This is a genomic window from Thermanaerovibrio acidaminovorans DSM 6589, from assembly GCF_000024905.1.
Taxonomy (GTDB): Bacteria; Synergistota; Synergistia; order Synergistales; family Synergistaceae; genus Thermanaerovibrio; species Thermanaerovibrio acidaminovorans.
Genome location: NC_013522.1, coordinates 1,063,667 through 1,086,981 on the forward strand (window position 1 = coordinate 1,063,667; position 23,315 = coordinate 1,086,981).

Here is a 23,315-nt window from a genome sequence, read left to right on the forward strand (position 1 = left end):
CTATCTCCTCTGGCGGAGGCGCGTGGGAATCGAACCCACCGGGACCGGCTACCGACCCCCACCAGGTTTGAAGCCTGGGCGCAGCACCAGCTACGACTCACCTCCGGGTTGAACCACTAAATCCTACTAGTTTTCGCCGGTCCTTTCAAGGGGAGCTATGACATCCCTCATGAGGGGACCGGGCTCCACCGGCTCGTCCCCTATGGACACCGCCCCCCGGAGCATCTCCACCACGTCCTGACTTGACCCCAGTGTGCGGCCGTACACGTGAAGCAGCGGATCCCCGGCCTGTACCTCCTGGCCAATCTCACAGGCCATCCTTATGGAAACCCGGTGATCTATGGGGTCCTCCTTCCTCATCCGGCCACCCCCAAGGGACCTCAGGGCCTCCCCTATGGCCCGGGTGTCCATGGCGGAGACGTAGCCGGACCTCTGGGCCACCAAGGGGACCACATGGGGGGCCAGGGGAAGCAGCTCATCCCACCGGGAGGGATCCACTATGGAACTGTCCCCCCCCTGGCGAGACACCATCTGGGCGAACCTCTCCAGGGCGGATCCGTCGTCCAGGCCCCTGCGGCAGAGATCCATGGCCTCCTCAGGGTCTTGGGCCTTGTTGGCCAACAGGACCATCTCCCTGGCCAGGGCCAGGCAGACCTGCCGGGTGGACTCGGGCCCACCTCCGGAGAGGACCTCTATTGCCTCCCGGACCTCCGCTGAGTTGCCCACCCACTGGCCCAATGGCTGCTCCATGCTGGTCAGCACCGCCCTGCTGGGGTGTCCCAGCTCCCACGAGAGGTCCACCAGCAACCGGCCCAGGGCCACCGCGTCTTGGTAGGACTCCATGAGGGCCCCCCGGCCCCACTTGACGTCGAACACGAAGCCGTTGGCCCCACCGGCTATCTTCTTGCTGACTATGCTGGTGGCGATGAGTCCCATGGAGGGGACCGTGGAGGTCACGTCCCTCAGGTGGTACAGCTTCCCCTCCGCGGGGGCCAGTTGGAGGGAGTGTCCGCTCACCGCACAGCCTATCTCCGCCACCTGAGCCTTGAAGGCCTCCATGGTGAGGTGGACGTTCATCCCCGGTATGGCCTCCAGCTTGTCCACCGTCCCACCGGTGAACCCAAGGCCCCGGCCACTGAGCTTGGCCACCGGTATCCCCAGCGACGCCACCAGGGGCACCAGCACCAGGGTCACCTTGTCCCCCACCCCGCCGGTGCTGTGCTTGTCCACCGAGAAGCCGCAGGAGGGATCCAACTGGAAGACATCCCCCGACCGGGCCAGCGCCACGGTGAGGTGGGACATCTCTCGGATGGAGAGCCCCCTTATGAAGGCCGCCATGAGCCACGCGGCGGCCTGGTAGTCCGCCACGGAGCCGTCCATGAGCCCCTGGACGAAGGCCCTCATCTCACCCTCCGAGTGCTCCCCTCCGTCCCGCTTGACCTCTATGAAGTTGAGGACGTTAAATCTCATTGGACATCTCCTCCAAGAAGGCGGGCAAAAGCCGACACAGATCCCCGGTGGCCCTGGAGACCTCCCGGAGGACCTCCTCGTGGGTCAGTGGATTGGGGGATATCCCCGCCGCGTAGTTGGCCACGCAGGAGAGGGCCAGCACCCTGAGGCCCATGTGTCGGGCGGCTATCACCTCCGGGACGGTGGACATCCCAACCAGGGTCCCACCCAGCTTGGATAGCATGCGAATCTCCGCCGGGGTCTCGAAGCTGGGCCCCGACATGGCTACGTAGACCCCCCGGCCCAACGCAACCCCTATCCGGGATGCGGCCCTCTCCATGAGCCGCATCAGGTCCCGGTCGTACGCCTCGGTCATGTCCGGGAAACGGACCCCCCAGAAATCCTCGTTGGGACCCACCAGGGGGTTAGCCCCCATGAGGTTTATGTGATCCTCGATGAGGACCCACTGGCCCGGGGAGTAGGACCTGTCGATGCCCCCGGAGGCGTTGGTGGCCACGAAGACCTTGGCCCCCCACTCCCCCATGACCCGGACGGGGAAGACCACCTCCTCCATGGAGTAGCCCTCGTAGTAGTGGACCCTCCCCTGGAGGACCGCCACGTTGATGGTCCCCAGCCTGCCAACGTGAAGGACCCCCGCGTGCCCCGGCGCGGTGGACCTGGGCCACCAGGGGATCTCCTCGTAGGGGACCGAAACTGGGTTGTCAAGCACCCTGACGAAGTCACCCACCCCGGACCCCAGCACCATCACCAGGTCGGGGGTAACGGGGACCAGCTTCCTTATGGCGCCCAACGCCTCTACAACCTTGTCCCTCGGCGTCAAATACATCAACTCCCTTGTGCTCTAGGATGACTTCTATCGTAAACGTCCCTCAGCTCCAGGTCAAAGTGGGTGTAGACCTCGGTGGTCCTCACCGAGGAGTGACCCAGCAGACACTGCAGGGTCCTCAGGTCCATCCCCCGCCTCAGCAGATGCGTGGCGCAGGAGTGCCTCAGTATGTGGGGATGAAGCCTGGAGGCGGCTATACACGCCTGCCGGCCCCTCCGTTGGATCATCTTCCAGAGCATCTCCCGCCTAAAGGGACCTCCTCTGTCCCCCTGGAAGATCGGCCCCTGGTGGGTCCCCCTCACCTTCAGGTAGCGCTCCAGGGCGGACCTGGTCTCCCCCACCAGGGGAAGGACCCTCACCTTGTCCCCCTTCCCCCTCACCCGGACGGTGCCGGATGACAGGTCCAGGTCCTTCATGGTCAGGGAACAGAGCTCCGAGGCCCTCAAACCGCAACCGTAGAGGAGCTCTATCATGGCCCGATCCCTCAGGTCCCCGGGGGCATCTCCGGCGGTGGCCTCCAGGAGGCGAAGGACCTCCCCCTCGGTCAGGATGGCCGGCATAGGGGAGGGCTTGTCGGGCAACATGGGAACCTTCCCCGGGTCCTCCCCCACCTCGCCCAGGAAGCGGCTGAAGGACTTTATGCACGCCGCCGCCCGCTGAACCGAGCTCTTGGCGGCCCCCTGGGACCTCAGGCTAGCTAGGAACAGGCTCACCGTGTCCACCTCCGGCGGCACTGGATCCCGCCCCCTCTCGGCGCAGAAGGAGACGTACTTAGAGAGATCCCTCCTGTAGGCCTGACATGTGTTGGGGCTGAAGGCCCTCTCAAGGGAGAGGTACTCCAGGAAGGACTCCATCCTTGGATCCAGCGGCCCGTTCTCCCCCAAAGGGCTCAACCCCAGTTCCCCCCGAGGAACCAGAGCACCGCCACCAGGGTCTTGCCATCCGTCACCTGTCGGTCACGAATCATCTCCAGGACCTCCGCTTTAGACATGAACTTAGCCCCGATGAACTCGTCATCGTCCATCTCGAGGGGATCACGGACAAGGCCCATGGCCAGGAATAGGTGGATCACCTCGTCGCAGAAGCCCGGGGAGGGGAGGAACGACGGTCCCCTTAGAAGCTCCAGGGCCCTGTAACCTATCTCCTCCCGCAGCTCCCGCTGGGCCGCCTGCTCCAGGTCCTCCCCATCCTCCACCAGCCCGGCGGGCACCTCCCATATGACCTCCCCCACCGGGTGACGATACTGGCGGATGAGGATCAAGCGGCCATCGTCAGCCACGGGCAGGATCGCCACCGCAGGGCGGTGCTGGGCCACCTCCCGCCACGCCAGCTTCCCATTGGGCAACTCCACCCGGTCCCTCACCAGGTTCAAAACCCTGCCGGTGTATATGGTTTCCCTCTCAAGGGTCCTCTCCTTCATGTGCTCCGTCAAGGCAATACCCCCCTCACTCCCAAGCGGCCCCCGGCGACAGCCTCAGCCCCTTGAGCCAGCTGGCGGACTCCATGGGTCGCTTGCCCTCGGGCTGCACCTCCAGGAGGACCAAACCACTACCGTCACCGCAGACCACGCAGGGCAGGGAGTCCCTCACGTAGTGAGCCCCCGGGGGGGAAGAGATGGGCGGATACTGGTCCACCGAGGCCTTGAGGATCCTTATCCTCCTTCCCCCAAGGGTGGACCAGGCACAGGGGGAGGGGGAGAGGGCTCGGATCATGTCCCTCACCCGGGATGCCCCATCACCCCAGTCCACCCGGGTCTCCTGGTTGGATATCCTGGGAGCGTAGGAGGGGCTACCCTCCTGGGGGACCGGGGAGAAGGAGTCCGGCGCATCAAGGAAATCACCGGTCATCCGGGACGCAAGCCGGGCAAGCTTGGGGAGCAGGGATCCGAAGTGGTCGTCCGGGTCCACCGGGTGGGGTACCCTCATGAGTATGGGCCCCGCATCCATCTCCTCCACCAACCGGAACATGGTGACCCCGGTCACATCGAGACCCATCCATAGGGCCCTCTGGATCGGAGCCGCCCCCCTAAGCTGGGGAAGCAGAGAGGGGTGGAGGTTGATGCACCCCATGGTGGGGAAGCTGAGTAGCGGCTCCCGGATGAAGAAGGAGCAGTCCACCACGAAGAGGACGTCCAGTCCCTGAGGGGCTAGGGCGGCCACATCATCCACAGGGGAGTTTGTCCTAACCGGTGTCAGGCCGAAGGAGAGGGCCACCTCCTCCACGGGGGTAACCCGCTCTCTGTAGCCCCTCCCCGCGGGCCTGGGGGGCTTGGTCATTATCCAAAGGGGCCTTCTCCCCACCGCCAGAAGCCCCTCGAGCCACAGGGCCCCAAAGGGGCCGGAGCTCAACACCGCCCACTTCATCGATCCTCAGACCTCTTGGCCAGCCGGGTCTTTATCATCTGCCGCCTTATGGGGGACACGTGGTCGATCAGGAGCCGGCCCCTGAGGTGATCTATCTCATGGAGGAAGACACGGGCTATGAAGCCCTGGAGCTCCATCTCCTTGACTGCACCGGTCTCGTCCTGGAAACGAAGCCTTATCCTGCTGGGGCGCTTCACGTTCACGAAGATGCCGGGGAAGCTGAGACAACCCTCCTCACCCTCCTCCTCCCCATCCTGGGAGAGGATCTGGGGATTTACGACCACGTACCGGTCCCCGTGGTGATCTATCACCGCCAGGCTCTTGGATATGCCCACCTGGGGGGCCGCAAGGCCAACCCCGTCCTTGGCGTACATGGTGGCCCACATGTCCGCCAAAAGGTCCGAAAGCTCCTCCCCGAAGTCCCGGACCTCCTCCACCGGCTGGCGGAGAACCGGATCCGGGAAGACCCGGACCTTTAGAACCTTACCCTTCCTGTTTTCCATGATGAGAAGGGCCGGTCATAAGACCGGCCCGGGCACCTCCATCCCGTACCTTACCGATTCAGGTTCAGATGGTCTCCTATGGTGAAGGAGAACTCCTCCTGCTGCTGCACGTAGCCCTGCTGCCTGGAGTGTCCATGGTCCTCCCGGGCGGGGCGACGGCGGCGCTCCTCCCGGCGCTCCTCGTGACGCTCCTCCCCGGTGGGCTCCTCCAGGGCCCTCAGGCTCAGGCGGATCCTCTTCTCCGAGGGGTTAACCTCCAGGATCTTGGCCTGGACCTCCTGTCCCTCCCTAAGGACGTCCGAGGGCTTCTCGACCCGCTGACGGCTCAGCTGGGATATGTGGATCAGCCCCTCCACCCCGTCCTCGATCTCCACGAAGGCCCCAAAGTCCGCCAGGCGAACCACCTTGACGGTCACCACCTGGTCCTTGGAGTACTTCTCGGAGACGTTGGCCCACGGATCGTTGAGCTGCTTGAGGCCGAGGCCTATGCGACGACGGTCCCCATCGACCTCCAGGATAACCACCTCCACCTCCTGGCCCTTCTTGAGGACCTCCTTGGGGTGCTTAACCCGGCTCCAGCTAAGGTCACCGATGTGGATGAGCCCCTCCACGCCGGGCTCGATCTCCACGAAGGCCCCAAAGTCCGCCAGGTTGGTTACGACCCCCTTGGTCCTCTGGCCAACGGTCCAGCGGGAGGTGACCCCCACCCACGGATCCTCCTGGGCCTGCTTGAGGCTCAGGGAAACCCGGTTGTTCTCCCGGTCTATACCTATCACCTTCACCTTGACCTTGTCGCCCTTCTGGACCAGGTCCTTCGCCTTGGCACCTCTCTGCCAGGAGAGCTCGGTGATGTGAACCAGCCCCTCCATGGCCCCCAGGTTCACGAAGACCCCGAAGGAGGTTATGCTGCTGACCTCACCCTCCAGGATGTCCCCCTCGTGCACGTTGGCGTAGAACTCCTCACGCAGGGAGGCCATCTCCTCGTCAAGGATGCTGCGCCGGGAGAGCACTAGGCGGCGCTTCCTGCGATCCTTCTCCACCAGCTTAACCGGGAAGGTCTTTCCTACCAGGTTGGCAGGGTTGATACCCCGGCCCTCCTCCGCCAGGTGGGAGATGGGAATGAAACCCTCGAGCCCACAGCAGTCCACAATGAGCCCTCCCTTGACCTTGCGGATACCCTCAACCTCGATCACGTCCGACTGGGCGAGCTTCTCCTCCAGGGCGTTCCACCGCTCATCGAACTCGCAACGCCACCGGCTCAGGTTGAGCTGGGCCTCCTCGCCCTGACCCACGTTGGTCACCTGGACCCGGATCCGGTCCCCCACCTGGGGCTCCCCCACCTTCTCAACGATGGCCCGATGGCTCCACTCCCGCCGGGGAAGGAAGCCCTCGCACTTGTAGCCCACGTCCACAAGCCAACCGTCCTCCCGGGCATCAACCACGGTACCCTCAACCACGCTGCCCCGATGTATGTTCACGGAGTCTATCTGCTCCATGATGCTCTCCATCGTCTCAGGCTCCGGCTCGGACACACCGGAATTGTTCATCGTCAACCCGTCCACCATACCTTCCATCCTCCTCGCGACCTACAGTTTCTCAAGCCTTTCTATCAATTCCCGGATCAACCAGTCAGGGGTGCTACCCCCAGCCGCCAACCCGATGGAACCCTTGTCCGCCAGCCACCCGTAATCCAGCTCGTCAGGATGCTCTATCCACACCGCCTGGGCCCCCGACTCTAGGGCTATCTGATACAGCTTCCGGGTGTTAGCGCTGTTCCTGCCACCCATCACCACTATGCCCTGAACGGAGGACGCAAGTTCACATACCGCCCTCTGTCTCTCAAGGGTGGCGCTACAGATCGTATTATACACTCTAACTTCGGGAACGATACCCACCAAGGCCTTAACAACGTCGAAAAAAACCTCCAGTTTCTGGGTGGTCTGACTCAGGACTCCCACCTTCTGGAACCTGTGCCCGTCCAGGACCTCCTCAAGCCGCCCCCGGTGGGGCACCACCGCGGCGAAACCGTTGACGAAGCCCAGGATCCCCTTAACCTCCGGATGCTCCCCGTCGCCCACGATCAGCACCGGGTAGCCCTCATCCGATAGGACCATGGCCCTCTCCTGGGCCTTCCTCACGAAGGGACAGGTACCGTCTATCACCTCGCCGCAGCGTCTCAACGCCTCCCGGAAGACCTGGGGGCTCACCCCGTGGGCCCGGATAAATAGGGTCACCCCCGGGGGAACCTGATCTATCTCGTCCACCACCACCAACCCCTTGGCCTTCAGCCGCTCCACCTCCTGGGGATTGTGAATAGGGCTGCCAAGGGAGTAGACCCGCCCCCTCTCCTCCAGGGTGGCCTCCAGGGCCTCTATGGCCCTTCTAACCCCAAAACAGAGCCCCGTGGGACTCGCCACCAGGACCTTCACTCTGACCCCTCCCACAGCTCCTCGAGACGACGGACCACCGATTCGAGCACTTGGGATACCTCCATCTCGGACAGGTCGTACCACTCGCAGGGGGAGAACCGCCTGAACCAGGTCATCTGCCGCCGGGAGAAGGCCTTGGTTCGCCTCACGTCCAGCTCCATGGCCTCCTCTAGGGTCACCTCCCCCTTGGCCCAGGCCACCAGCTCCCTGTAGCCAAAACCCTGCATGGACGGCATGTGCTCCGGGAAGCCGTTCTCCAGAAGCCACATTACCTCCTCCGGATAGCCAGAGGAGAACTGGATCCGAACCCTCTGGGCTATCCGATCGTACAGCTCCCCCCGGGGCCTGGTAAGCCCCACGTAGAACATCCGGATCCCCCCTCCAGCCGGCGGACTGTTCCTGTACCACCAGGTGGGGGGCTTGCCGCTCTGACGGTATATCTCAAGGGCCCGGGCTATCCGGTGTGCGTCGTTGGGATCTATCCTTCGGGCGGACTCGGGGTCCACCTCCATTAGCTCCCGGTGCATGGCCAGGCGGCCCTTGACTGACATCTCCTCCTCTATCCGCCGCCGGATGGCCCGGTCGGTGGGGAGGTCCGACAACAGTCCCCCCTCCAGGGCCTTGAAGTAGAAGGGGGTACCCCCCACCAGGATGGGCACCCTGCCCCGGTTGGTTATCCTCTCGATCGCCCCGTTGGCGGAACGAACAAAATCCGCCACGGAGAAGACCTCGTCCGGGTCCGCCACGTCTATGCAGTGGTGGATCACCCGCCTCCTCACCTGGGCGGAGACCTTATCGGTGCCCACGTCCAGGTAGCGGTATATCTGCCTGGAGTCCACGGAGATGATCTCCCCGCCCAGGGCCTCCGCCAACATGAGGCTGAAGTCCGTCTTCCCCACCGCGGTGGGACCTATTATGGCCGGCAAAGGAACTGGGGTTCTCAATGGCCTACCTCCCAAGCCTAGATTCTATGTCCTCCCAGGGGAGGACGAAGAAGGTGGACCTGCCATGGGGGCAGGCCTGGGGGACCGAGCAACGGAGGAGCTCCTCGAAGAGCCTCCTGGCCCCATCCCGATCCAGCGAATCCCCCAGCTTCATGGACCGCCTGCACGCCCTGCTGGCCATCCTCTCCAGCAGCTTGACCTGGCGGCCCGATCCCTCCTCCTGGTCCCCCCCGGAGGAGCACCATCGGAGCCACTCCATGGGGGACACGTCGAAGGAGGACAGGTGCTGGGGTATCCCCACCATCCGCATGGCCCCACTGCCCTCTCGATCGAACCGGAAACCGAGATCCTCCAGCGGCCCCCAAAGCCCCTCCAGCGACATGGCAAGCCCCTCGGGGATCTCCACCGGGAAGGCCAAAACCTGGGTGCCCCCCTGGGATCCCCGGACTATCTTCTCGTAGGTTATCCTCTCCTCCGCCGCATGGGGATCCAGGAATATGACCCCTCGGGGGAACTCGTAGATGAGATACCCCCTGCCAGCCTCCCCCACGTACCTCACCTGGCTCACCATCTCCGCCAGGGGGGACCCGACAACAAGCCTCTTAGCCGGATCTTGGGGGCCCCCAAAGGATGGCCCATCCAACCGGGGCATCCGGTCCTCCACCGACGGCGACTTCACCTGCGGCGGCTCATCCCGCCGATCCCTCGCCGGAGGGATCGGCTGCCCGGGTGGTCCGTCCAATCCTAAACCTCCCCCTATCACCGACAGGGCCCCCCGATGGACCAGGGAGAAGACGTCCCGGGGGCGCTTGAACCGGACCTCCGACTTGGTGGGGTGGACGTTAACGTCCACCTCCTCCGGCGGGACCACGAGGAACACCACCCAGTCCCCTCCCAAGGTCCCCGACGCACCCTGGATCGCCGCCCGAAGGGACGGATCGTGGATCCTCCTTCCGTTTACGAAGAAGCAGAGGTTGCCGCGCCCCTCGCCGGAGCCGCTCCACAGGAGGTGGCAGCTCAGGCCCTGGTGGTCCATAAACCCCTCCTTGGGATCGCACCCCCATAGGTGGCGCGCCGCATCCCTGGGGCTTTCGAACCCGGGGGACTCAAAGACCCGCCTCCCGTCGGAGGAGAGCTGGATTCGCCGGTGGAAGTTGACCAGGCTCATCTCCTGAAGGAGCTGGCTTATCCTCCTCACCTCCGCCGACGGGGACTTAAGGAACTTTCTCCGGGCGGGGAGGTTGAAGAACAGTTCCTCCACCTTCACCACCGTTCCCACTGGGTGGGGGACCCTCTCGTGCAACACGATCTCCCCACCCTCGGCGATGATCAGCCCTCCCAGCTCCTGGTCCATCCGGCGGCTCCTTATCTCCAGGCGGCTCACCGCGCAGATGCTGGCCAGGGCCTCCCCCCGGAATCCCAGGGACCTTATGCCGTAAAGGTCGTCCACGGACCGGATCTTGCTGGTGGCGTGCCTGGTGAGGGCCAGAGGCAGGTCCTCGAAGGGGATCCCCGATCCGTCGTCCTCCACGGTGATGGAGGTCTTCCCCCCCTGGGAAAGAGCCACCGACACCCTCTTGGCTCCCGCGTCCAGGGAGTTCTCCAGGAGCTCCTTAACCACCGAGAGGGGCCTCTCTATGACCTCCCCGGCGGCGATCTTCTCCCTGACCTCCGGGGGCAGTTCCAATATCCTTCCTATGCCCGTCCACCTCTCAGTATCTCCACCGCCCGCTTGTGGAGATCGTATATCCGCTCCATGCACTGAAGCGGGGTCATGTTGTCCGGGTCGCAGGCAGCCAGCTCCTCCAGGATGCCGTCCACCCCGGGGTCGAAGAGGGAGGTCTGTCTGACCATCCCCTTCCCAGCGGCCCCCTCCACATCCCTCCTCCTTCGGCCCTCGAAGAGCTCCAGGAGCTCCCTCGAGCGCCTCAGGACCGCCTCGGGCAGGCCCGCCAGCTTGGCCACCTCCACCCCGTAGGACCTGTCCGCCGGGCGGGGCACCACATGGTGGAGGAAAACCACCCCCCTAGGCGTCTCCTTGACCGCCACACTCCAGTTGCTAACCCCCGGAAGCCGCTCCGCCAGGGACGTGAGCTCGTGATAGTGGGTTGCGAAGAGCACCTTGGGGGCCAGATCGGACCTCTCGTGAAGGTACTCCATAACCGCCCAGGCGATGCTCATCCCGTCGTCGGTGGAGGTCCCCCTCCCTATCTCGTCCAGGATCACCAGGCTCCGGCCGGTGAGGCCGTTCAATATCTGGGCGGTCTCCACCATCTCCACCATGAAGGTGCTCTGCCCCCGGGCCAGGTCGTCCCGGGCCCCTATGCGGGTGTATATCCGGTTGAAACACCCCACCCTGGCGTGGCTGGCGGGGACGAAGGATCCCATCTGGGCCATGATGACCAGCAGGGCCCCCATCCTCAGATAGGTGGACTTGCCCGCCATGTTGGGCCCGGTGAGCAGGATCATCCTCCGGCTCCCCGAGTCCAGGTGCATGTGATTGGGGGTGAAAGGCTCCGGGGCCATGGCCACCTCCACCACCGGATGCCGCCCGTCCCGTATGACCAGCTCATCCCCCAGGTCCACCTGGGGCCTCACGTATCCCCTCTGAAAGGCCGCCTCCCCCAGGCTGAAGAGGCAGTCCAGCTCTCCTACCCTTCGGGCCAGGCGCTGAAGCTCCCCGGTGAGCGACAAGAGCTCCGCCAGGACCCGCTCCCACACGGCCCTCTCCCGGCTCATCACCGCCTCGGAGGCCCGGGCCATCTTGGCTTCGAACTCCTTCAGCTCCGGGGTTACAAACCTCTCGGCGTTAACCAGGGTCTGGCGCCGCTCGTAGTCCTCCGGAACCCGGTCCGCGTTCGACCGGCTGACCTCTATGTAGTAGCCGAAGACTTTGTTGTACCGGACCTTGAGCCCCCTTATGCCGGTCCTGTCCCTCTCCCTCTCCTCGAAGGACGACAGCCATCCCTCGTGTCCCCCCAGGAAGGACCTGAGCTCGTCCAACTCGGGATCGAAGCCCCCCCTTATGACCCCCCCGTCGGATACGTCCCTGGGGGGCCGGTCCTCTATGGCCTTAGCCAGCGTCTCCCCCAGGGCCAGGACCCTCGGGGAGAGATCGAGATGCCAGGCCTTAGGGGTCCGGCGGGTGAGCTCCTCAACCCTGGGGAGGGCGGACAGGAAGTCCCTGCAGAGGGCCGCATCCTTGGGCCCGCCGGTGCCCAGGTGTAGCCTGGACAGGGCCCTCTCCACGTCGCCAACGGAGGAGAGCGCCTCCCCCAGGGCCCGGGCCCCATCCCGGTCCTTGACGAAGAACTCCACCCCGTCCAGCCGGAGGTTTATCTCTTCCGGATCGTTCAGGGGATGCAGGATCCACTCCCTCAGGACCCGCCTCCCCAAGGGGGTCTTGCAGAAGTTGAGCACCCCCAGCAACGACGCCCCCTTGGGCTCAACCAGGTCCAGGTTCCGCTGGGAGGTGAGATCCAGCATGAGCCCCCTGCCGGTAGATATGCGTCGCAAGGGCCTCAGATGGCTCAGCTCCCTGAACTGGGTCTCCTCCGCGTACCGGAGGACCGCCCCCGCGGCCCCCAGGGCGTGATCCTCCGGATGGAACCCCAGTCCTTCCAGGGTCGACAGGCCAAACCTCTTGAGCAGCAACCCGTGGGCTCCCCTGGGGGAGAACAGGTCCACCTCCCGCTCCACCCACCGCCACGGGAAGTCCTCGGGCACCTTGCCCTTGGGGAGCAGGACCTCCGTGGGAAAGTAGGAGGACAGGACCCCCTGGACCTCCCCGGAGGGGACGGTCCCAGCCTCGAAGAGGCCGGTGGAGAGGGAGAGGACCGCCAGGTCCCATGCCTCTCCCCGGGGGACGCAGGCCACCAGGTGGACGTCCCCACCCCCCTCGGAGGGGACGAAGGTGCCGGGGGTCACCAGCCGGACCACCCGCCTCTGGACCAACGTCCGACCGTCGGGCTCCGAGACCTGCTCGCATATGGCCACCTTCTTGCCCAGCTCCACCAGCCGGGACAGGTACTGCTCCACCGCGTGGTAGGGAACCCCCGCCATGGGGATGGCCCTCTCGGGATCTCGGGCAGTGAGCGCTATGTCCAGTAGGGCTGACGCCTCCTTGGCGTCGTCGAAGAACAGCTCGTAGAAGTCCCCCATCCGGAAGAAGAGTAGGTAGTCCGGATACCGCTCCTTCCAGTGGAGGTACTGCTCCAGCATGGGTGTTACCTTCACTCCCTTGGGAAGCAACTAGGACCCCCTCCTGGAGTTCAGGTAATCCTGAAGCATGAGCGCCGCCGCCACCTTGTCCACTTTCCCCTTCCTCTTCTCCCGCCGGACGTCCCCCTCCAGCAGAAACCGCTGGGCTATAGAGGTGGTGAACCTCTCGTCCACCGTGACGATCTCCACCTGCTGGACCACCGCCTTGAGCTCCTCCAACCAGCCCATGACCCGCTGGACCTCGGGACCGGAGCTCCCATCGGTCCTTATGGGCAGCCCCACCACGATCAGGGTCACCGAGTTCCTCTCCACCAGCTCCTTAACCTTGAGGGGCCAGCCCTCCTCCATCTTGAGGACCTCCAGGGGGGAGGCGAAGGAGCGAGAGGGGTCGCTCAGGGCGACCCCTATCCTTACCTCCCCAAGGTCCAGGGCCATTACCCTTCCCATGGAGGAATCCATATCAGCTGACCATCTCCGACACCAGCTGAGAAACCTGCTCCTCCATGGAGCGGAGGAGCCCCTCCATGCGATCGGTCCACTCACCACCCCCCTGGGCGGTGTTGGCCTTGCCCCCCGCATTGAAGCCCCAAAGGGCGCCCAGGGACTTTATGAGGGATCCCGCCTTGACCCCCTTGGACACCGCCCCATCGGAGCACATGACGATCACCATGAACTTGCCACCGTTCCTTGATATCAGCACACAGACCGAATCGGGATACATCTCCCGGACCGAATCCCCCATGGCCCGGAGCTCATCGGGGGAGGAGTCCTCGGTCAGGAAGGAGAGCACCTTGATGCCCTTCACCTCCTGAGGGGCCTCCAGGGCCCTCTTCAGCCCCTCGGACTTGACCTGCAGCCTCAGCTGCCTCAGCTCCCTCTCCAGGGACTTGACCTCCCTCATGAGGTCCATTATCCGGTCCCTAACCGTCTCGGCCTCAACCCCCAGGGCGGAGGATGCACCCTTGACCACCTCTGCGGCCCTCCGGTAGGCCTCCAAGGAGGCCAGACCGGCGGTGGCGGTTATGCGCCTGAGGCCGGAGCCGATGCCCTCCTCCCGCTGGATCTTGAACAGGCCTATCTGACCCGAGGAGGAAACGTGGGTGCCGCCGCACAGCTCGGTGGAGAAGCCCTCCACCGATACCACCCGGACCACCTGGCCGTACTTCTCATCGAACAGGGCCTTGGCCCCCATCTCCCGGGCAGAGTCCATGGAGGTCTCCAAAGTGGTGACCCGCCGGTCCTCCAGTATCACCTGGTTCACCAGGTCCTCCACCCGAGCGATCTCCTCATCGGAGAGGGGGGAGAAGTGGTTGAAGTCGAACCGGAAGAACCCATCCCCCACCCAGGATCCGCTCTGCCTTACGTGCCCCCCAAGTACCCTTCCCAGGGCCTCGTGGAGGATGTGGGTGGCGGTGTGGTGGCGCCTTATGTGCCACCGCCTCTCCCCGTCAACCCGGCAGAAAACCCTCTGCCCAACCCGCAGCTCCCCCTGGACCAGGGTGGCCAAATGGGATGTCAGGCCGTCCATGGGGCACTGGGCGTCCTCTACCTGGGCCAGCCCACCGTCCCAGCGGATCTCTCCCCTGTCGCCCACCTGGCCCCCCTTCTCGCCGTAGAAGGGGGTCACATCCAGGAAGACCTCCACCCGGTCCCCCTCCCGGGCGGACTGGATCATCTCCCCTTCCCTCACCAGGGCCACCACCCGGGCCTCCCCCTCCTCGGAGTCGTAGCCGATGAAACGGATTCTGCCCGCCTTGAGCACATCGGAGTAGACGGTCCTGGTCACCGCCGCGGAGGCGTGCTTGCTTCCCGACCGGGCCAACTCCCGCTGCCTCTCCATGGCCCGCTCGAAGGCCTCGATGTCCACCGACAGCCCCTGCTCCTGGCACATCTCGGAGGTGAGCTCCAGGGGAAAGCCGTAGGTATCGTAAAGCTCGAAGGCCACCTCTCCGGGGAAAACCGAAAGCCCCCGGGACCTGACCCGGCGCACCTCCTCCTCCAGGAGGGCGGACCCCTGCTCCAGGGTCCTGAGGAACCGGGACTCCTCCAGCTCCAGCACCTGATTTATGGTGGACCTGTGCTCCACCAGCTCCCCGTAGTGCCCACCCATCACCTGCTCCACCACCGGGAGCACCTCCAGGAGGAAGGGCCGGTCGATGCCCAGGAGCCTGCCGAACCTTATGGTGCGGCGGATCAGACGCCGCAGGACGTAGCCGGGCCCCTCGTTGGAGGGCAGAACCCCGTCGGCCACCATGAATGCCGCGGCCCTTATGTGATCCGATATGACCCTTACCGCCAGATCCCCCTGGGGGGAGGAGCCGTAGGCCACCCCGGATATCTGACAGGCCCGGTCTATTATGGGCTTGAAGAGGTCGGTCTCGAAGTCGCTCCTAACCCACTGGACCACCGAGGAGAGCCGCTCAAGCCCCATGCCGGTATCGATGTTCTTCCTCGGGAGGGGCGTCAGGTTGCCCGCCTCATCCCGGTTGTACTGCATGAAGACCAGGTTCCAGACCTCCAGGTACCTGTCGCAGTCGCAGCCAACCCCACAGGAGGGCTTGCCACAGGAGAACTCCGGTCCCTGATCGTAGATTATCTCCGAGCAGGGACCGCAGGGACCTACCGGCCCGGCAGCCCAGAAGTTGTCCTCCTCCCCCATCCTAAAGATCCTATCCTTGGGGACCCCCACGGAGCTCATCCAGATGGACTCCGCCTCGTCGTCGTCCCTGAACACGGTGACATAGAGCCTGTCAGGATCCATGCCCACCCGCTGGGTGAGAAACTCCCAGGCCCAGGGGATCACCTCCGCCTTGAAGTAGTCCCCGAAGCTGAAGTTGCCCAGCATCTCAAAGAAGGTGTGGTGCCTGGCGGTGCGCCCCACGTTATCGATGTCGTTGGTCCTTATGCACTTCTGCGCGGTGGTAACCCGCCTCTCCTTGGGCTCCTTTATACCCAGGAAGTAGGGTTTGAAGGGAACCATGCCGGCTATGGTGAAGAGCAGGGACGGATCGTCGGGGACCAGCGAAGCGCTAGGATACCTAACGCAGCCCTTCTCCTCAAAGAAGGACAGGAACATCTCCCTCAGTTCGTTTCCGGATCGCCATTTCAACTCTAAACACCCCCAAAGACTCTAGATGCCCCGTTAGGGGCGCCCCACCAGCTCCAATCGGCTCCGGTGGGCCCTCTGAACTATCCTCGCCGCGTCAAGATGGGGGAAACATCCCTCCCGGTAGACCACCTGGCCATCGGTCATCACCATGTGAACGTCCGCAGAGGAGCCCGCGTAGACCAGGTAGCCCAGTAGGGAATCCTCCTGGACCCCCAGATAGTGGGGCTTGCGCAGGTCCACCGCCACCAGGTCCGCGCAGAAGCCATCCCGGATGAGCCCCGAGCGGTGGAAGCCCATGGCCACTGCCCCGTTTCTGGTGGCCATCTTGAGGGCCTCCGCGGCGGACACCACCGTGGGGTCCCCGGTGACCCCCTTGTGGATCAGGGCAGCGCTCCTGACCTCCTGCCACATGTCCAACCGGTTGTTGCTAGCCGCCCCATCAGTGCCAAGCGCCACCCGGACCCCCTTCCTGGCCATCGCCGGGACAGGGGCGAACCCGCTCCCCAGCTTCATGTTGCTTGAGGGGTTGTGGACCACCGTCACGTTGTCCCGGGCCAGCTGATCCATGTGCCGCTCCTCGAACCAGACCCCGTGGGCCAGGATCAGCCACCGGGCCTCCATCAGCCCCGTCCGGATCAGCAGGTCCACCGGATCAAACTTGAGCTCGTCCCGGATGTACCCCACCTCCCAGCGGGTCTCCAGCCAGTGGGTATGTATCCCCACCTGGAGCTCCCGGGCCCTTCTGGCCACCTGGGAGAGGAAGTCCGGGGAGACCGTGTAGGGCGCGTGAGGGGCCAGGGACCCTATGAACCGGTCCCCCTGGAGCCTTTGGACTAGCCCCACCCCATCCTCCAGCTTGGCCGGGTCGTCCCCTACCACCCCCCGGGACAGGTTAGCCTTGAGCCCCGCCTTGGTGGCCCCCTCAAGGACCTGATCCATAAAGAAGTACATGTCCGCGAAGGCCACCGTACCGGTGGAGATCATCTCCAACGAGGCCAATAAGGTCCCCGCCAGGACGTGTTCGGATCTCATCCTGGCCTCCGCGGGCCATATGCGGTCATTGAGCCACTCCATCAGGGGCAGGTCCTCGCCGAACCCCCGCAGCAGGGACATGGCCACATGGGTGTGGGCGTTGAAGAAGCCGGGGATCACCGCGAAGCGCCCTCCCCCGTCAAGGAGCAGCTCCCCCTCCCCCTCGCCGACCCCGAATGGGCCCCTTATGACCCGATCCTCCACCACCAGATCCCCCCGCACAGGGGAGGTCATCTCACAATCCCAAAGGATAACGTCCCTGAGCAGAAACCTCAACAGATCACCCCCGGATGGCACTCATTAGTCAAGTTCATCACTCCCGGAAGGACTCCAGGTAGAGCCGCTGCTCCTCCGTCAGCCGGTCGATGGCGATCCCAAGGCTGGACAGCTTAAGGCGGGCTATCTCCTCGTCAAGCTGCAATGGCATGGGGTAGACCCCGGGGGCCATCGGGTTGTCCACAAGGAACAGGGCGGACAGGAGCTGGGAGGAGAAGCTGAGGTCCATGATCTCCACCGGGTGCCCATCGCCCCCCGCCAGGTTGACCAGTCGGCCCTCCGCCAGGAGGTGCAGCTCCCGGCCGTCCTCCATCCGATAGGACCTGACGTTGGGCCTGCTTTCCTCCACCGAGCGGCTCAAGGCCTCCAGATCCGGGATGCAGACCTCCACGTCGAAGTGTCCCGCATTGGCCAATATGGCCCCATCCTTCATCACCGAGAAGTGCTCGGACCGGATGACCCGGGTGTTGCCCGTGACGGTTATGAAGAAGTCCCCCACCTTGGCGGCCTCCAAGAGGGGCATGACCGAGAAGCCGTCCATGTGGGCCTCCAGAGCCTTGTGGGGATCCACCTCGGTGACCACCACCCGGGCCCCAAGCCCCTGGGCCCGCCTGGCCACCCCCTTGCCGCACCAGCCGTAGCCCACCACCACCACCGTGCTACCCGCCACTATCCGGTTGGTGAGCCGGGAGATGGCGTCCCACACGGATTGTCCGGTTCCGTAGCGGTTGTCGAACAGGTACTTGCTCAGCGCGTCGTTAACCGCGATCATGGGGATCTTGAGGAAACCCTCCCTGTGCATGGCCTTGAGGCGCTTTATCCCCGTGGTGGTCTCCTCACAGCCCCCCTTCAGATCCTTTAGAAGGTGGGGCATCTCCGAGTGGAGCACGTAGACCATGTCCGCCCCGTCGTCGATGATGAAGTCCGGTCCCTCCATAAGGCACCGCCTAAGGTTCTCCACGTACTCATCGGCGGTCATGCCCCGCCGGCTGTGGACCGTGACCCCCCGCTCCCTCAGGGCGGCGCACACGTCGTCCTGGGTGGACAGGGGGTTGCTGCCCGCGGCGAACACCTGGGCCCCCAGGTCCTTTAGGGCCAGGAGGAGGCACGCGGTCTTGGCCTCCAGGTGGAGGCAACAGGCCAGCTTTCGCCCCTCCAGGGGACGCTCCGCCTGGTGCCTGGCCTTGAGCTCCTTGAGCACCGGCATGTAGCGCCAGGCCCAGGATATCTTCCTCTCCCCCGACGCCAGAAGCTCGTGATCCTTCAACGTCAATCTACTCCCCTCCCCTATGCGATTGGGATCTCGCTTTCCATAGATCGAGGGCCCTGGCTAAGGAGGCCTCGTAAGGGGGACGCAGGACCCCAAGCTCAGTGACTATGCCGGATATGAGGTCCCCGGGGGTCACGTCGAAGGAGGGGTTCCAAATCGGGTACGAGGGGGGGAAGAGCTCGCTTCCCATGACGCACCGGACCTCGTCTGGATCCCTCTCCTCTATGGGGATCCGATCCCCGCTGGGGCAGTTGGGATCAAAGGTGGAGAGGGGGGCCGCCACGTAGAAGGGCACCCGGTGATAGTGGGCCCCCACCGCCAGGGAGTAGGTACCCACCTTGTTGGCCACGTCCCCGTTCATCGCCACCCGGTCGGCCCCCACGATGACGCAGCTCACCTTGACCCGGCTCATGAGGTAGCTGGCCATGGAGTCGCAGATGACGGTGAAGTCTATCCCAAGGTTGAACAGCTCGAAGGCGGTGAGCCGGGCCCCCTGGAGCCGGGGCCGGGTCTCATCCACGAAGACCCGGATCCTCTTGCCCTGCTCGGCGGCGGACCGGATGACCCCAAGGGCAGTGCCGTAGCCGCCGGTGGCCAGGGATCCGGTGTTGCAGTGGGTTATCACCACCCCCTCATGGGGGATCAGATCCGCTCCGTTCCTGCCGATGGCCCGGTTTATCGCCAGGTCCTCCCGCCATATGGTCAAAGCCTCCTCCACCATGGCGTCCGCCATCCTATCCCCCGGCAGGTCCGCCAGGGACCTCATCCTGTTCAGGGCCCAGAAGAGGTTCACCGCCGTGGGCCTGGTGGCTCCCAGGACCCGGATCGCCTCCAGCACGTCCCGCCCCCGAAGGGCGTCCAGGGCCACCCCGAAGGCGGCGGCGATCCCTATAGCGGGGGCCCCCCTGACCGCCATGGAGGTTATGGCTTCCGCCACCTGATCGGAGGTAGAGCACTTAAGATAGGATACCTCGAAGGGGATCCCCCTCTGATCCAGGATCTCCAGGATCCCCTCCCGGGGATCGAACTTGAAAGCATCGGGCATCAAGGCTAACACCTCCAACTAGTCCCCGAGGATCCGGGCGGGCCTCGATCCGTCCTGGAAGAGGATGGTAACCCTCTGTCCCGGGACCAGATCCGCCGCGCAGGGGATCTTTCGACCATTCATGTCCTGGATCTCCGCGTAGCCCCTCTTCAGCACCCCAAGGGGGGATAGGGCCTCCAAGGCCCCAGACAGGTCCCTGAGCTGCCCATAGCCCCTCTCCAGGGAGAGACGGAGGGCGGATGCGGCGGAGGACCTAAGGGACCGGAGCCTGAAGTCCTCCCGGCTAAACGCCCCCTCCAGGGGTCTCTTGAGCCGGCTCCCCAGGGAATCCAGCCTGGCCCCGGAGGCGGTTATCCGCCTCTTGAGGTGGCTGGATCCCAGCTTTAGCATGCCGCCCACCCGCCGGGCCAGCTCCCGCCTGTCAGGGAAGACCCGCTCAGCGGCCCCCGAGGGGGTAGGGGCGGATAGGTCCGCCGCCAGGTCGGCGATGGTGGTGTCCACCTGATGGCCCACACCCACCACCACCGGGTAGGGGCAGGCCCTTATGGCCCGGGCCACCTCCTCCTGGTCAAAGGGATCCAGGTCGTCCCTGGATCCTCCCCCCCGGACCAGCATTACACAGGACCCGGCAGGGATCTTCGAGGCGCGCCTCATGGCCTCCGCTATGGACCCGGGGGCGCCGAAACCCTGGACCTGGGCGGGGATCACCAGGATCTCGCACTGGGGGAACCTCTCCCCCGAGACCCTTATGACGTCCTGAAGGGCCGCCCCGGAGGGGGAGGTTACCACCAGGACCCGGGATGGGATCGGCGGGACGGGCCTCTTAAGCCGGGGGTCGAACAGCCCTTCCTCCTCCAGTTTGCGCCTCACCAGCTCCTTCTGCCTGGCCCGGTCACCAACGCCCAGGTGGTACAGCTTGGAGGCTATCACCTGGTAGGTCCCCCTGGGGGGGTACAGGTCCAGACTGCCGTTCACCACCACCTCCTGGCCATCGCCAGGCCAGTGGAGGACCGAGGCGGCGCTGGACCTGAACATGGCGCAGCTTATCCTGGCGGAGGCCCCAAGTAGCGTGAAGTAGACGTGACCGCTGGTGTGCCGCTTGAGCCCCTCCAGCTGCCCCCTCACCCAGATGTTCCGGAAAGGGGGGGACGTGAGGGCGGACCTTATGCGATCCGTAAGGGAGTCCACATCAACTGGGGTGGGACTCCTCATTAACGTCCTCCAGGTCCTTAAAGATCCTCCCCAGCACCCCATTGACGAACCGGCCGGAGTCCTCGGTGCCAAATAGCTTGGCCAGCTCCACCGCCTCTGAGATGGCCACCGGGAAGGGGACCAGCCTCTCCAGGTAGCCCTCCAGGATGGCCAGCCTTATGGCCACCCGATCCACCGCCACCATCCTCTCGGGACGCCAGCCCACCAGCCGCTCCCGGAGGATGCCCTCCAGCCTCTGCCGCTCCCTGTATAGACCCGATGTGAGGGCCACCGCGTAGTCCCGCACCTCCGGGTCCTCCTCGTCCAACGGCAAGGAGCCCAGGACCTCATTGATCCCGAGCTCCTGCCGCATGTCCATCAGATAGCCCAGCTGAAGGGCCAGCTCCCTGGCTCGCCGCCGCTTCTTGGGCAGTTCCCTGGTCATCGCCTATCCTTCACCTCTTTGATTATGGTATTTACCAGCTTTCTTCCGTCGTCGGTCACCACCAGCCAGGATATCCCGTAGGCCAGGCCGGCGGCCAGGATCGACTTGGCTATGCCCCGGAAGCCAAGCTGCGCCAGGGCCACCAGGGCTGCGGTCCCGGAGGCCCAAACCAGGGGGTTCCGCCACAGGGGCACCTGCTGAGGTCCACCGCCGGGCTCCCGCTCGGTCCAGTGGATGGACACCTTGATGGCGGATCCAGCCAGGCGGGATTCTATCAGCCTGCCAACCCGGTTCAGCTTGTCCTTCGGCTCCCCCTGGGGAACGCTCAGGAAGAGGTTCAGCGTGTCCGAGTGACCGGAGAAGGAAGCCTCCTGACAGACGTAGCCGCCAGGGAGCAGGGTGGACACGGTCCTCCTCATGGCCTCCCCATCTACCCATATCTTGCCCAACTTGTTGGTCCTCCAAAGATACATCATGAGCTCTCACCCCCAAGGGTTCTGGCCAATAGTCTAACAAAAAACCGGCCTTCCATCGCTGCGGAAGGCCGGTGAGCGACGGGGTCGATCACTCCTCCTCGACGAAGGATGGGGCGTCATCGTAGCCCCCGTCGTCCTGATCCTCCTGGAAGGTTATGCCCTGGACGAAAACGTTGACCGCCCGGACCGCGTAGCCGGTGTAGCGCTCCACCTGCTCCTTTATGGCCTCCTGGACGTCCCAGCACACGTCGGGGATCCTCAGCCCGTAACGGACCGCCACGTAGGCGTCCACCTGGACCTCCGGGAACTCCCCCTCGGAGAGGGTTATCCTGACCCCGTTGGTGGTCTTCCGCCCCAACCTAAGGTTGGCCATGAGCCCCGGGCTGGCGGGCTTTACCCCCTCAACCCCGCTCAGGGCCTTCACCGCTATCTGGGCCACCACATCCTCGGATATCCTGACCCGGCCCTCGGTACCAGCCCCGCCCGGCACCGCCTCGGCGCCATCCATGAACTCCCTCTTATCGGCGTCATCCATAGCAGCATGCTCCCCCTCTCACGTTAAGGTTGGAACCGCCAGGAGCCCTACTCTGACCTGTCGAAGGGCTCCCCACAGTGGGGACAGAGGAGATCCTCGTCCTCATCGTAGGCATCGGGATCGTAGAAGAAGTCCTTGCCGCAGTGGGGACAGCAGACCGACACGTACTCCTCGTCGTCCTCGTCCTCATCGTCATCGCCATCGTGGTGGCCGTGGTGACCGCAACAGGGCTCCACCCGATCCTCCAGGGAGGAGATGTCCTCGTCAAGCTGATCCAGGTAGCTGGAGATCTCCTCCAGCACCTCCCGCTGCTCGTCCACCACCAACGCCTGGTTCTCCAGGTCCTCCGCCAAGGCATCCAGGGACTCCACCACCGCCGACAGGACCTTGGACATGTCCGGATCGGATATCTTGAGGCCGTCTATGAGCCCCTTAAGGTAAGCTATCTTCTCCCGTGAAGACACGGTCCACTCCCCCTCTCGGGCTCAACGGCCCTGGTTATGTGAAGCTGGGCGGCGCTACTTCTTGGCCCTCTCGAGATACTCCCCGCTCCGGGTGTCCACCACGATCTCCTCCCCGTTCTCCACGAAGAAGGGCACGGTGACCACCAGGCCGGTCTCGGTGGTGGCGGGCTTGCCCCCACCGGAGGCGGTGTCACCCTTGAAACCCGGAGGGGTGTCCACCACCTTCATGACCACCGAGTTGGGGAGCTCTATTCCCATTATCCTACCCTCGTACATCTCCAGCTGGACCTCCAGGTTGTCCACCAGGAACTTGGTGACGTCCCCCAGGATGTCCTTGTGAATGTAGACCTGGTCGTAGCTCTCCAGGTCCATGAAGACGTAGTTGTCCCCCTCCTGGTACTGATACTGGGCGGGCTTCTCGTCGAAGACGATGCGCTCGAACCGCTCCCCAGACTTGAAGGACTGCTCTATGGCCGCCCCGGTCTCCAGGTTCCGGAGCTTGCCCCTGACTATGGCGCCCCCCCGCCCCATCTTGTGATGGGAGCACTCCAATATGGTCCACATGCCCCCCTCCCACTTTATCTTCATCCCGGGGCGAAGATCGCTGGTGTCCACTACCTGAGCCATACGAAAACCTCCTATATCTAACTATTGCTTTCATCGGTGACATGGGCCTACCGCCCCTGTATCATAACCCAACTTTCCCCTTACTTCAA

Annotated in this window: 22 protein-coding genes and 1 tRNA gene; all 23 read right to left on the reverse strand. The window is 64.5% G+C overall.

Annotated elements, in window-relative coordinates; all coding sequences use genetic code 11:
- Positions 1-10 precede the first annotated feature (10 nt).
- The 23 genes from TACI_RS05245 to efp all read right to left on the reverse strand — a co-directional run bounded on the left by TACI_RS05245 (position 11) and on the right by efp (position 23,226).
- A tRNA-Sec gene (locus tag TACI_RS05245) sits at positions 11-105 on the reverse strand.
- A gap of 21 nt (positions 106-126) precedes the next feature.
- Positions 127-1,470, reverse strand: coding sequence for a thymidine phosphorylase (locus TACI_RS05250; RefSeq protein WP_012869768.1), 1,344 nt, complete (start codon positions 1,468-1,470; stop codon positions 127-129).
- Positions 1,460-2,290, reverse strand: a complete 831-nt coding sequence (locus TACI_RS05255) for a purine-nucleoside phosphorylase (RefSeq protein WP_012869769.1) — start codon at positions 2,288-2,290, stop codon at positions 1,460-1,462. The genes TACI_RS05250 and TACI_RS05255 overlap by 11 nt, the downstream gene beginning before the upstream one ends.
- Positions 2,291-2,295: 5 nt before the next feature.
- Entirely contained in the window at positions 2,296-3,189 is an 894-nt protein-coding gene (locus tag TACI_RS05260) for a tyrosine-type recombinase/integrase (protein WP_012869770.1), read from the reverse strand.
- Positions 3,186-3,728 carry an NUDIX hydrolase gene (locus tag TACI_RS05265; RefSeq protein ID WP_012869771.1) on the reverse strand — a complete coding sequence of 181 codons (543 nt, stop codon included), beginning with the start codon at positions 3,726-3,728 and terminating at the stop codon, positions 3,186-3,188. Before TACI_RS05265 ends, TACI_RS05260 begins: the two co-directional genes overlap by 4 nt.
- Positions 3,729-3,741: 13 nt before the next feature.
- Positions 3,742-4,659, reverse strand: coding sequence for a methionyl-tRNA formyltransferase (locus tag TACI_RS05270; RefSeq protein WP_012869772.1), 918 nt, complete (start codon positions 4,657-4,659; stop codon positions 3,742-3,744).
- A complete protein-coding gene (gene def / locus TACI_RS05275) occupies positions 4,656-5,162 on the reverse strand; it encodes a peptide deformylase (protein ID WP_012869773.1) in 507 nt (168 codons plus the stop codon). The genes TACI_RS05270 and def overlap by 4 nt, the downstream gene beginning before the upstream one ends.
- A 50-nt stretch (positions 5,163-5,212) precedes the next feature.
- Entirely contained in the window at positions 5,213-6,727 is a 1,515-nt protein-coding gene (locus TACI_RS05280; protein WP_012869774.1) for a S1 RNA-binding domain-containing protein, read from the reverse strand.
- A 21-nt stretch (positions 6,728-6,748) separates the two neighbouring features.
- On the reverse strand, positions 6,749-7,591 hold the full coding sequence (ispH, locus tag TACI_RS05285; protein WP_012869775.1) for a 4-hydroxy-3-methylbut-2-enyl diphosphate reductase: 843 nt from the start codon (positions 7,589-7,591) through the stop codon (positions 6,749-6,751).
- Positions 7,588-8,535, reverse strand: a complete 948-nt coding sequence (miaA, locus tag TACI_RS05290) for a tRNA (adenosine(37)-N6)-dimethylallyltransferase MiaA (RefSeq protein WP_012869776.1) — start codon at positions 8,533-8,535, stop codon at positions 7,588-7,590. Before miaA ends, ispH begins: the two co-directional genes overlap by 4 nt.
- A 4-nt stretch (positions 8,536-8,539) precedes the next feature.
- The gene (gene mutL / locus TACI_RS05295) at positions 8,540-10,222 is read right to left on the reverse strand and encodes a DNA mismatch repair endonuclease MutL (protein ID WP_012869777.1); all 1,683 of its coding nucleotides are present in this window, start codon (positions 10,220-10,222) and stop codon (positions 8,540-8,542) included.
- Between the two features lie 8 nt (positions 10,223-10,230).
- The gene (mutS, locus tag TACI_RS05300; RefSeq protein ID WP_012869778.1) at positions 10,231-12,786 is read right to left on the reverse strand and encodes a DNA mismatch repair protein MutS; all 2,556 of its coding nucleotides are present in this window, start codon (positions 12,784-12,786) and stop codon (positions 10,231-10,233) included.
- Positions 12,787-13,215 carry a Holliday junction resolvase RuvX gene (gene ruvX, locus TACI_RS05305; RefSeq protein WP_012869779.1) on the reverse strand — a complete coding sequence of 143 codons (429 nt, stop codon included), beginning with the start codon at positions 13,213-13,215 and terminating at the stop codon, positions 12,787-12,789.
- A 1-nt stretch (position 13,216) separates the two neighbouring features.
- Positions 13,217-15,865: an alanine--tRNA ligase gene (gene alaS, locus TACI_RS05310; RefSeq protein ID WP_012869780.1), complete on the reverse strand. Its 2,649-nt coding sequence runs from the start codon at positions 15,863-15,865 to the stop codon at positions 13,217-13,219.
- Positions 15,866-15,898: 33 nt separating this feature from the next.
- Positions 15,899-17,173: an amidohydrolase gene (locus tag TACI_RS05315; RefSeq protein ID WP_012869781.1), complete on the reverse strand. Its 1,275-nt coding sequence runs from the start codon at positions 17,171-17,173 to the stop codon at positions 15,899-15,901.
- Positions 17,174-17,210: 37 nt separating this feature from the next.
- Positions 17,211-18,446: an adenosylhomocysteinase gene (locus TACI_RS05320; protein WP_012869782.1), complete on the reverse strand. Its 1,236-nt coding sequence runs from the start codon at positions 18,444-18,446 to the stop codon at positions 17,211-17,213.
- Position 18,447: 1 nt separating this feature from the next.
- On the reverse strand, positions 18,448-19,488 hold the full coding sequence (gene mtnA / locus TACI_RS05325) for an S-methyl-5-thioribose-1-phosphate isomerase (RefSeq protein WP_164925400.1): 1,041 nt from the start codon (positions 19,486-19,488) through the stop codon (positions 18,448-18,450).
- Between the two features lie 18 nt (positions 19,489-19,506).
- On the reverse strand, positions 19,507-20,700 hold the full coding sequence (gene xseA / locus TACI_RS05330; protein ID WP_012869784.1) for an exodeoxyribonuclease VII large subunit: 1,194 nt from the start codon (positions 20,698-20,700) through the stop codon (positions 19,507-19,509).
- Positions 20,678-21,124, reverse strand: a complete 447-nt coding sequence (nusB, locus tag TACI_RS05335; RefSeq protein ID WP_012869785.1) for a transcription antitermination factor NusB — start codon at positions 21,122-21,124, stop codon at positions 20,678-20,680. Before nusB ends, xseA begins: the two co-directional genes overlap by 23 nt.
- Positions 21,121-21,600 (reverse strand): hypothetical protein, encoded by a 480-nt coding sequence (locus TACI_RS05340; RefSeq protein ID WP_164925169.1) that lies wholly within the window; start codon positions 21,598-21,600, stop codon positions 21,121-21,123. Before TACI_RS05340 ends, nusB begins: the two co-directional genes overlap by 4 nt.
- Before the next feature lie 88 nt (positions 21,601-21,688).
- The gene (locus TACI_RS05345; RefSeq protein ID WP_012869787.1) at positions 21,689-22,135 is read right to left on the reverse strand and encodes an Asp23/Gls24 family envelope stress response protein; all 447 of its coding nucleotides are present in this window, start codon (positions 22,133-22,135) and stop codon (positions 21,689-21,691) included.
- Between the two features lie 47 nt (positions 22,136-22,182).
- The gene (locus TACI_RS05350) at positions 22,183-22,599 is read right to left on the reverse strand and encodes a CD1247 N-terminal domain-containing protein (RefSeq protein WP_012869788.1); all 417 of its coding nucleotides are present in this window, start codon (positions 22,597-22,599) and stop codon (positions 22,183-22,185) included.
- Positions 22,600-22,653: 54 nt separating this feature from the next.
- A complete protein-coding gene (gene efp, locus TACI_RS05355; protein ID WP_012869789.1) occupies positions 22,654-23,226 on the reverse strand; it encodes an elongation factor P in 573 nt (190 codons plus the stop codon).
- Between the last annotated feature and the right edge of the window lie 89 nt (positions 23,227-23,315).

Excerpts from the sequence above, each read along its gene's own strand:
- TACI_RS05250 (WP_012869768.1), bottom strand. The coding sequence starts at position 1,470 with ATGAGATTTAACGTCCTCAACTTCATAGAGGTCAAGCGGGACGGAGGG.
- TACI_RS05270 (WP_012869772.1), bottom strand. The coding sequence starts at position 4,659 with ATGAAGTGGGCGGTGTTGAGCTCCGGCCCCTTTGGGGCCCTGTGGCTC.
- def (WP_012869773.1), bottom strand. The coding sequence starts at position 5,162 with ATGGAAAACAGGAAGGGTAAGGTTCTAAAGGTCCGGGTCTTCCCGGAT.
- TACI_RS05280 (WP_012869774.1), bottom strand. The coding sequence starts at position 6,727 with ATGGTGGACGGGTTGACGATGAACAATTCCGGTGTGTCCGAGCCGGAG.
- ruvX (WP_012869779.1), bottom strand. The coding sequence starts at position 13,215 with ATGGATTCCTCCATGGGAAGGGTAATGGCCCTGGACCTTGGGGAGGTA.
- mtnA (WP_164925400.1), bottom strand. The coding sequence starts at position 19,488 with ATGCCCGATGCTTTCAAGTTCGATCCCCGGGAGGGGATCCTGGAGATC.
- xseA (WP_012869784.1), bottom strand. The coding sequence starts at position 20,700 with ATGAGGAGTCCCACCCCAGTTGATGTGGACTCCCTTACGGATCGCATA.
- nusB (WP_012869785.1), bottom strand. The coding sequence starts at position 21,124 with ATGACCAGGGAACTGCCCAAGAAGCGGCGGCGAGCCAGGGAGCTGGCC.
- TACI_RS05340 (WP_164925169.1), bottom strand. The coding sequence starts at position 21,600 with ATGATGTATCTTTGGAGGACCAACAAGTTGGGCAAGATATGGGTAGAT.
- TACI_RS05345 (WP_012869787.1), bottom strand. The coding sequence starts at position 22,135 with ATGGATGACGCCGATAAGAGGGAGTTCATGGATGGCGCCGAGGCGGTG.
- efp (WP_012869789.1), bottom strand. The coding sequence starts at position 23,226 with ATGGCTCAGGTAGTGGACACCAGCGATCTTCGCCCCGGGATGAAGATA.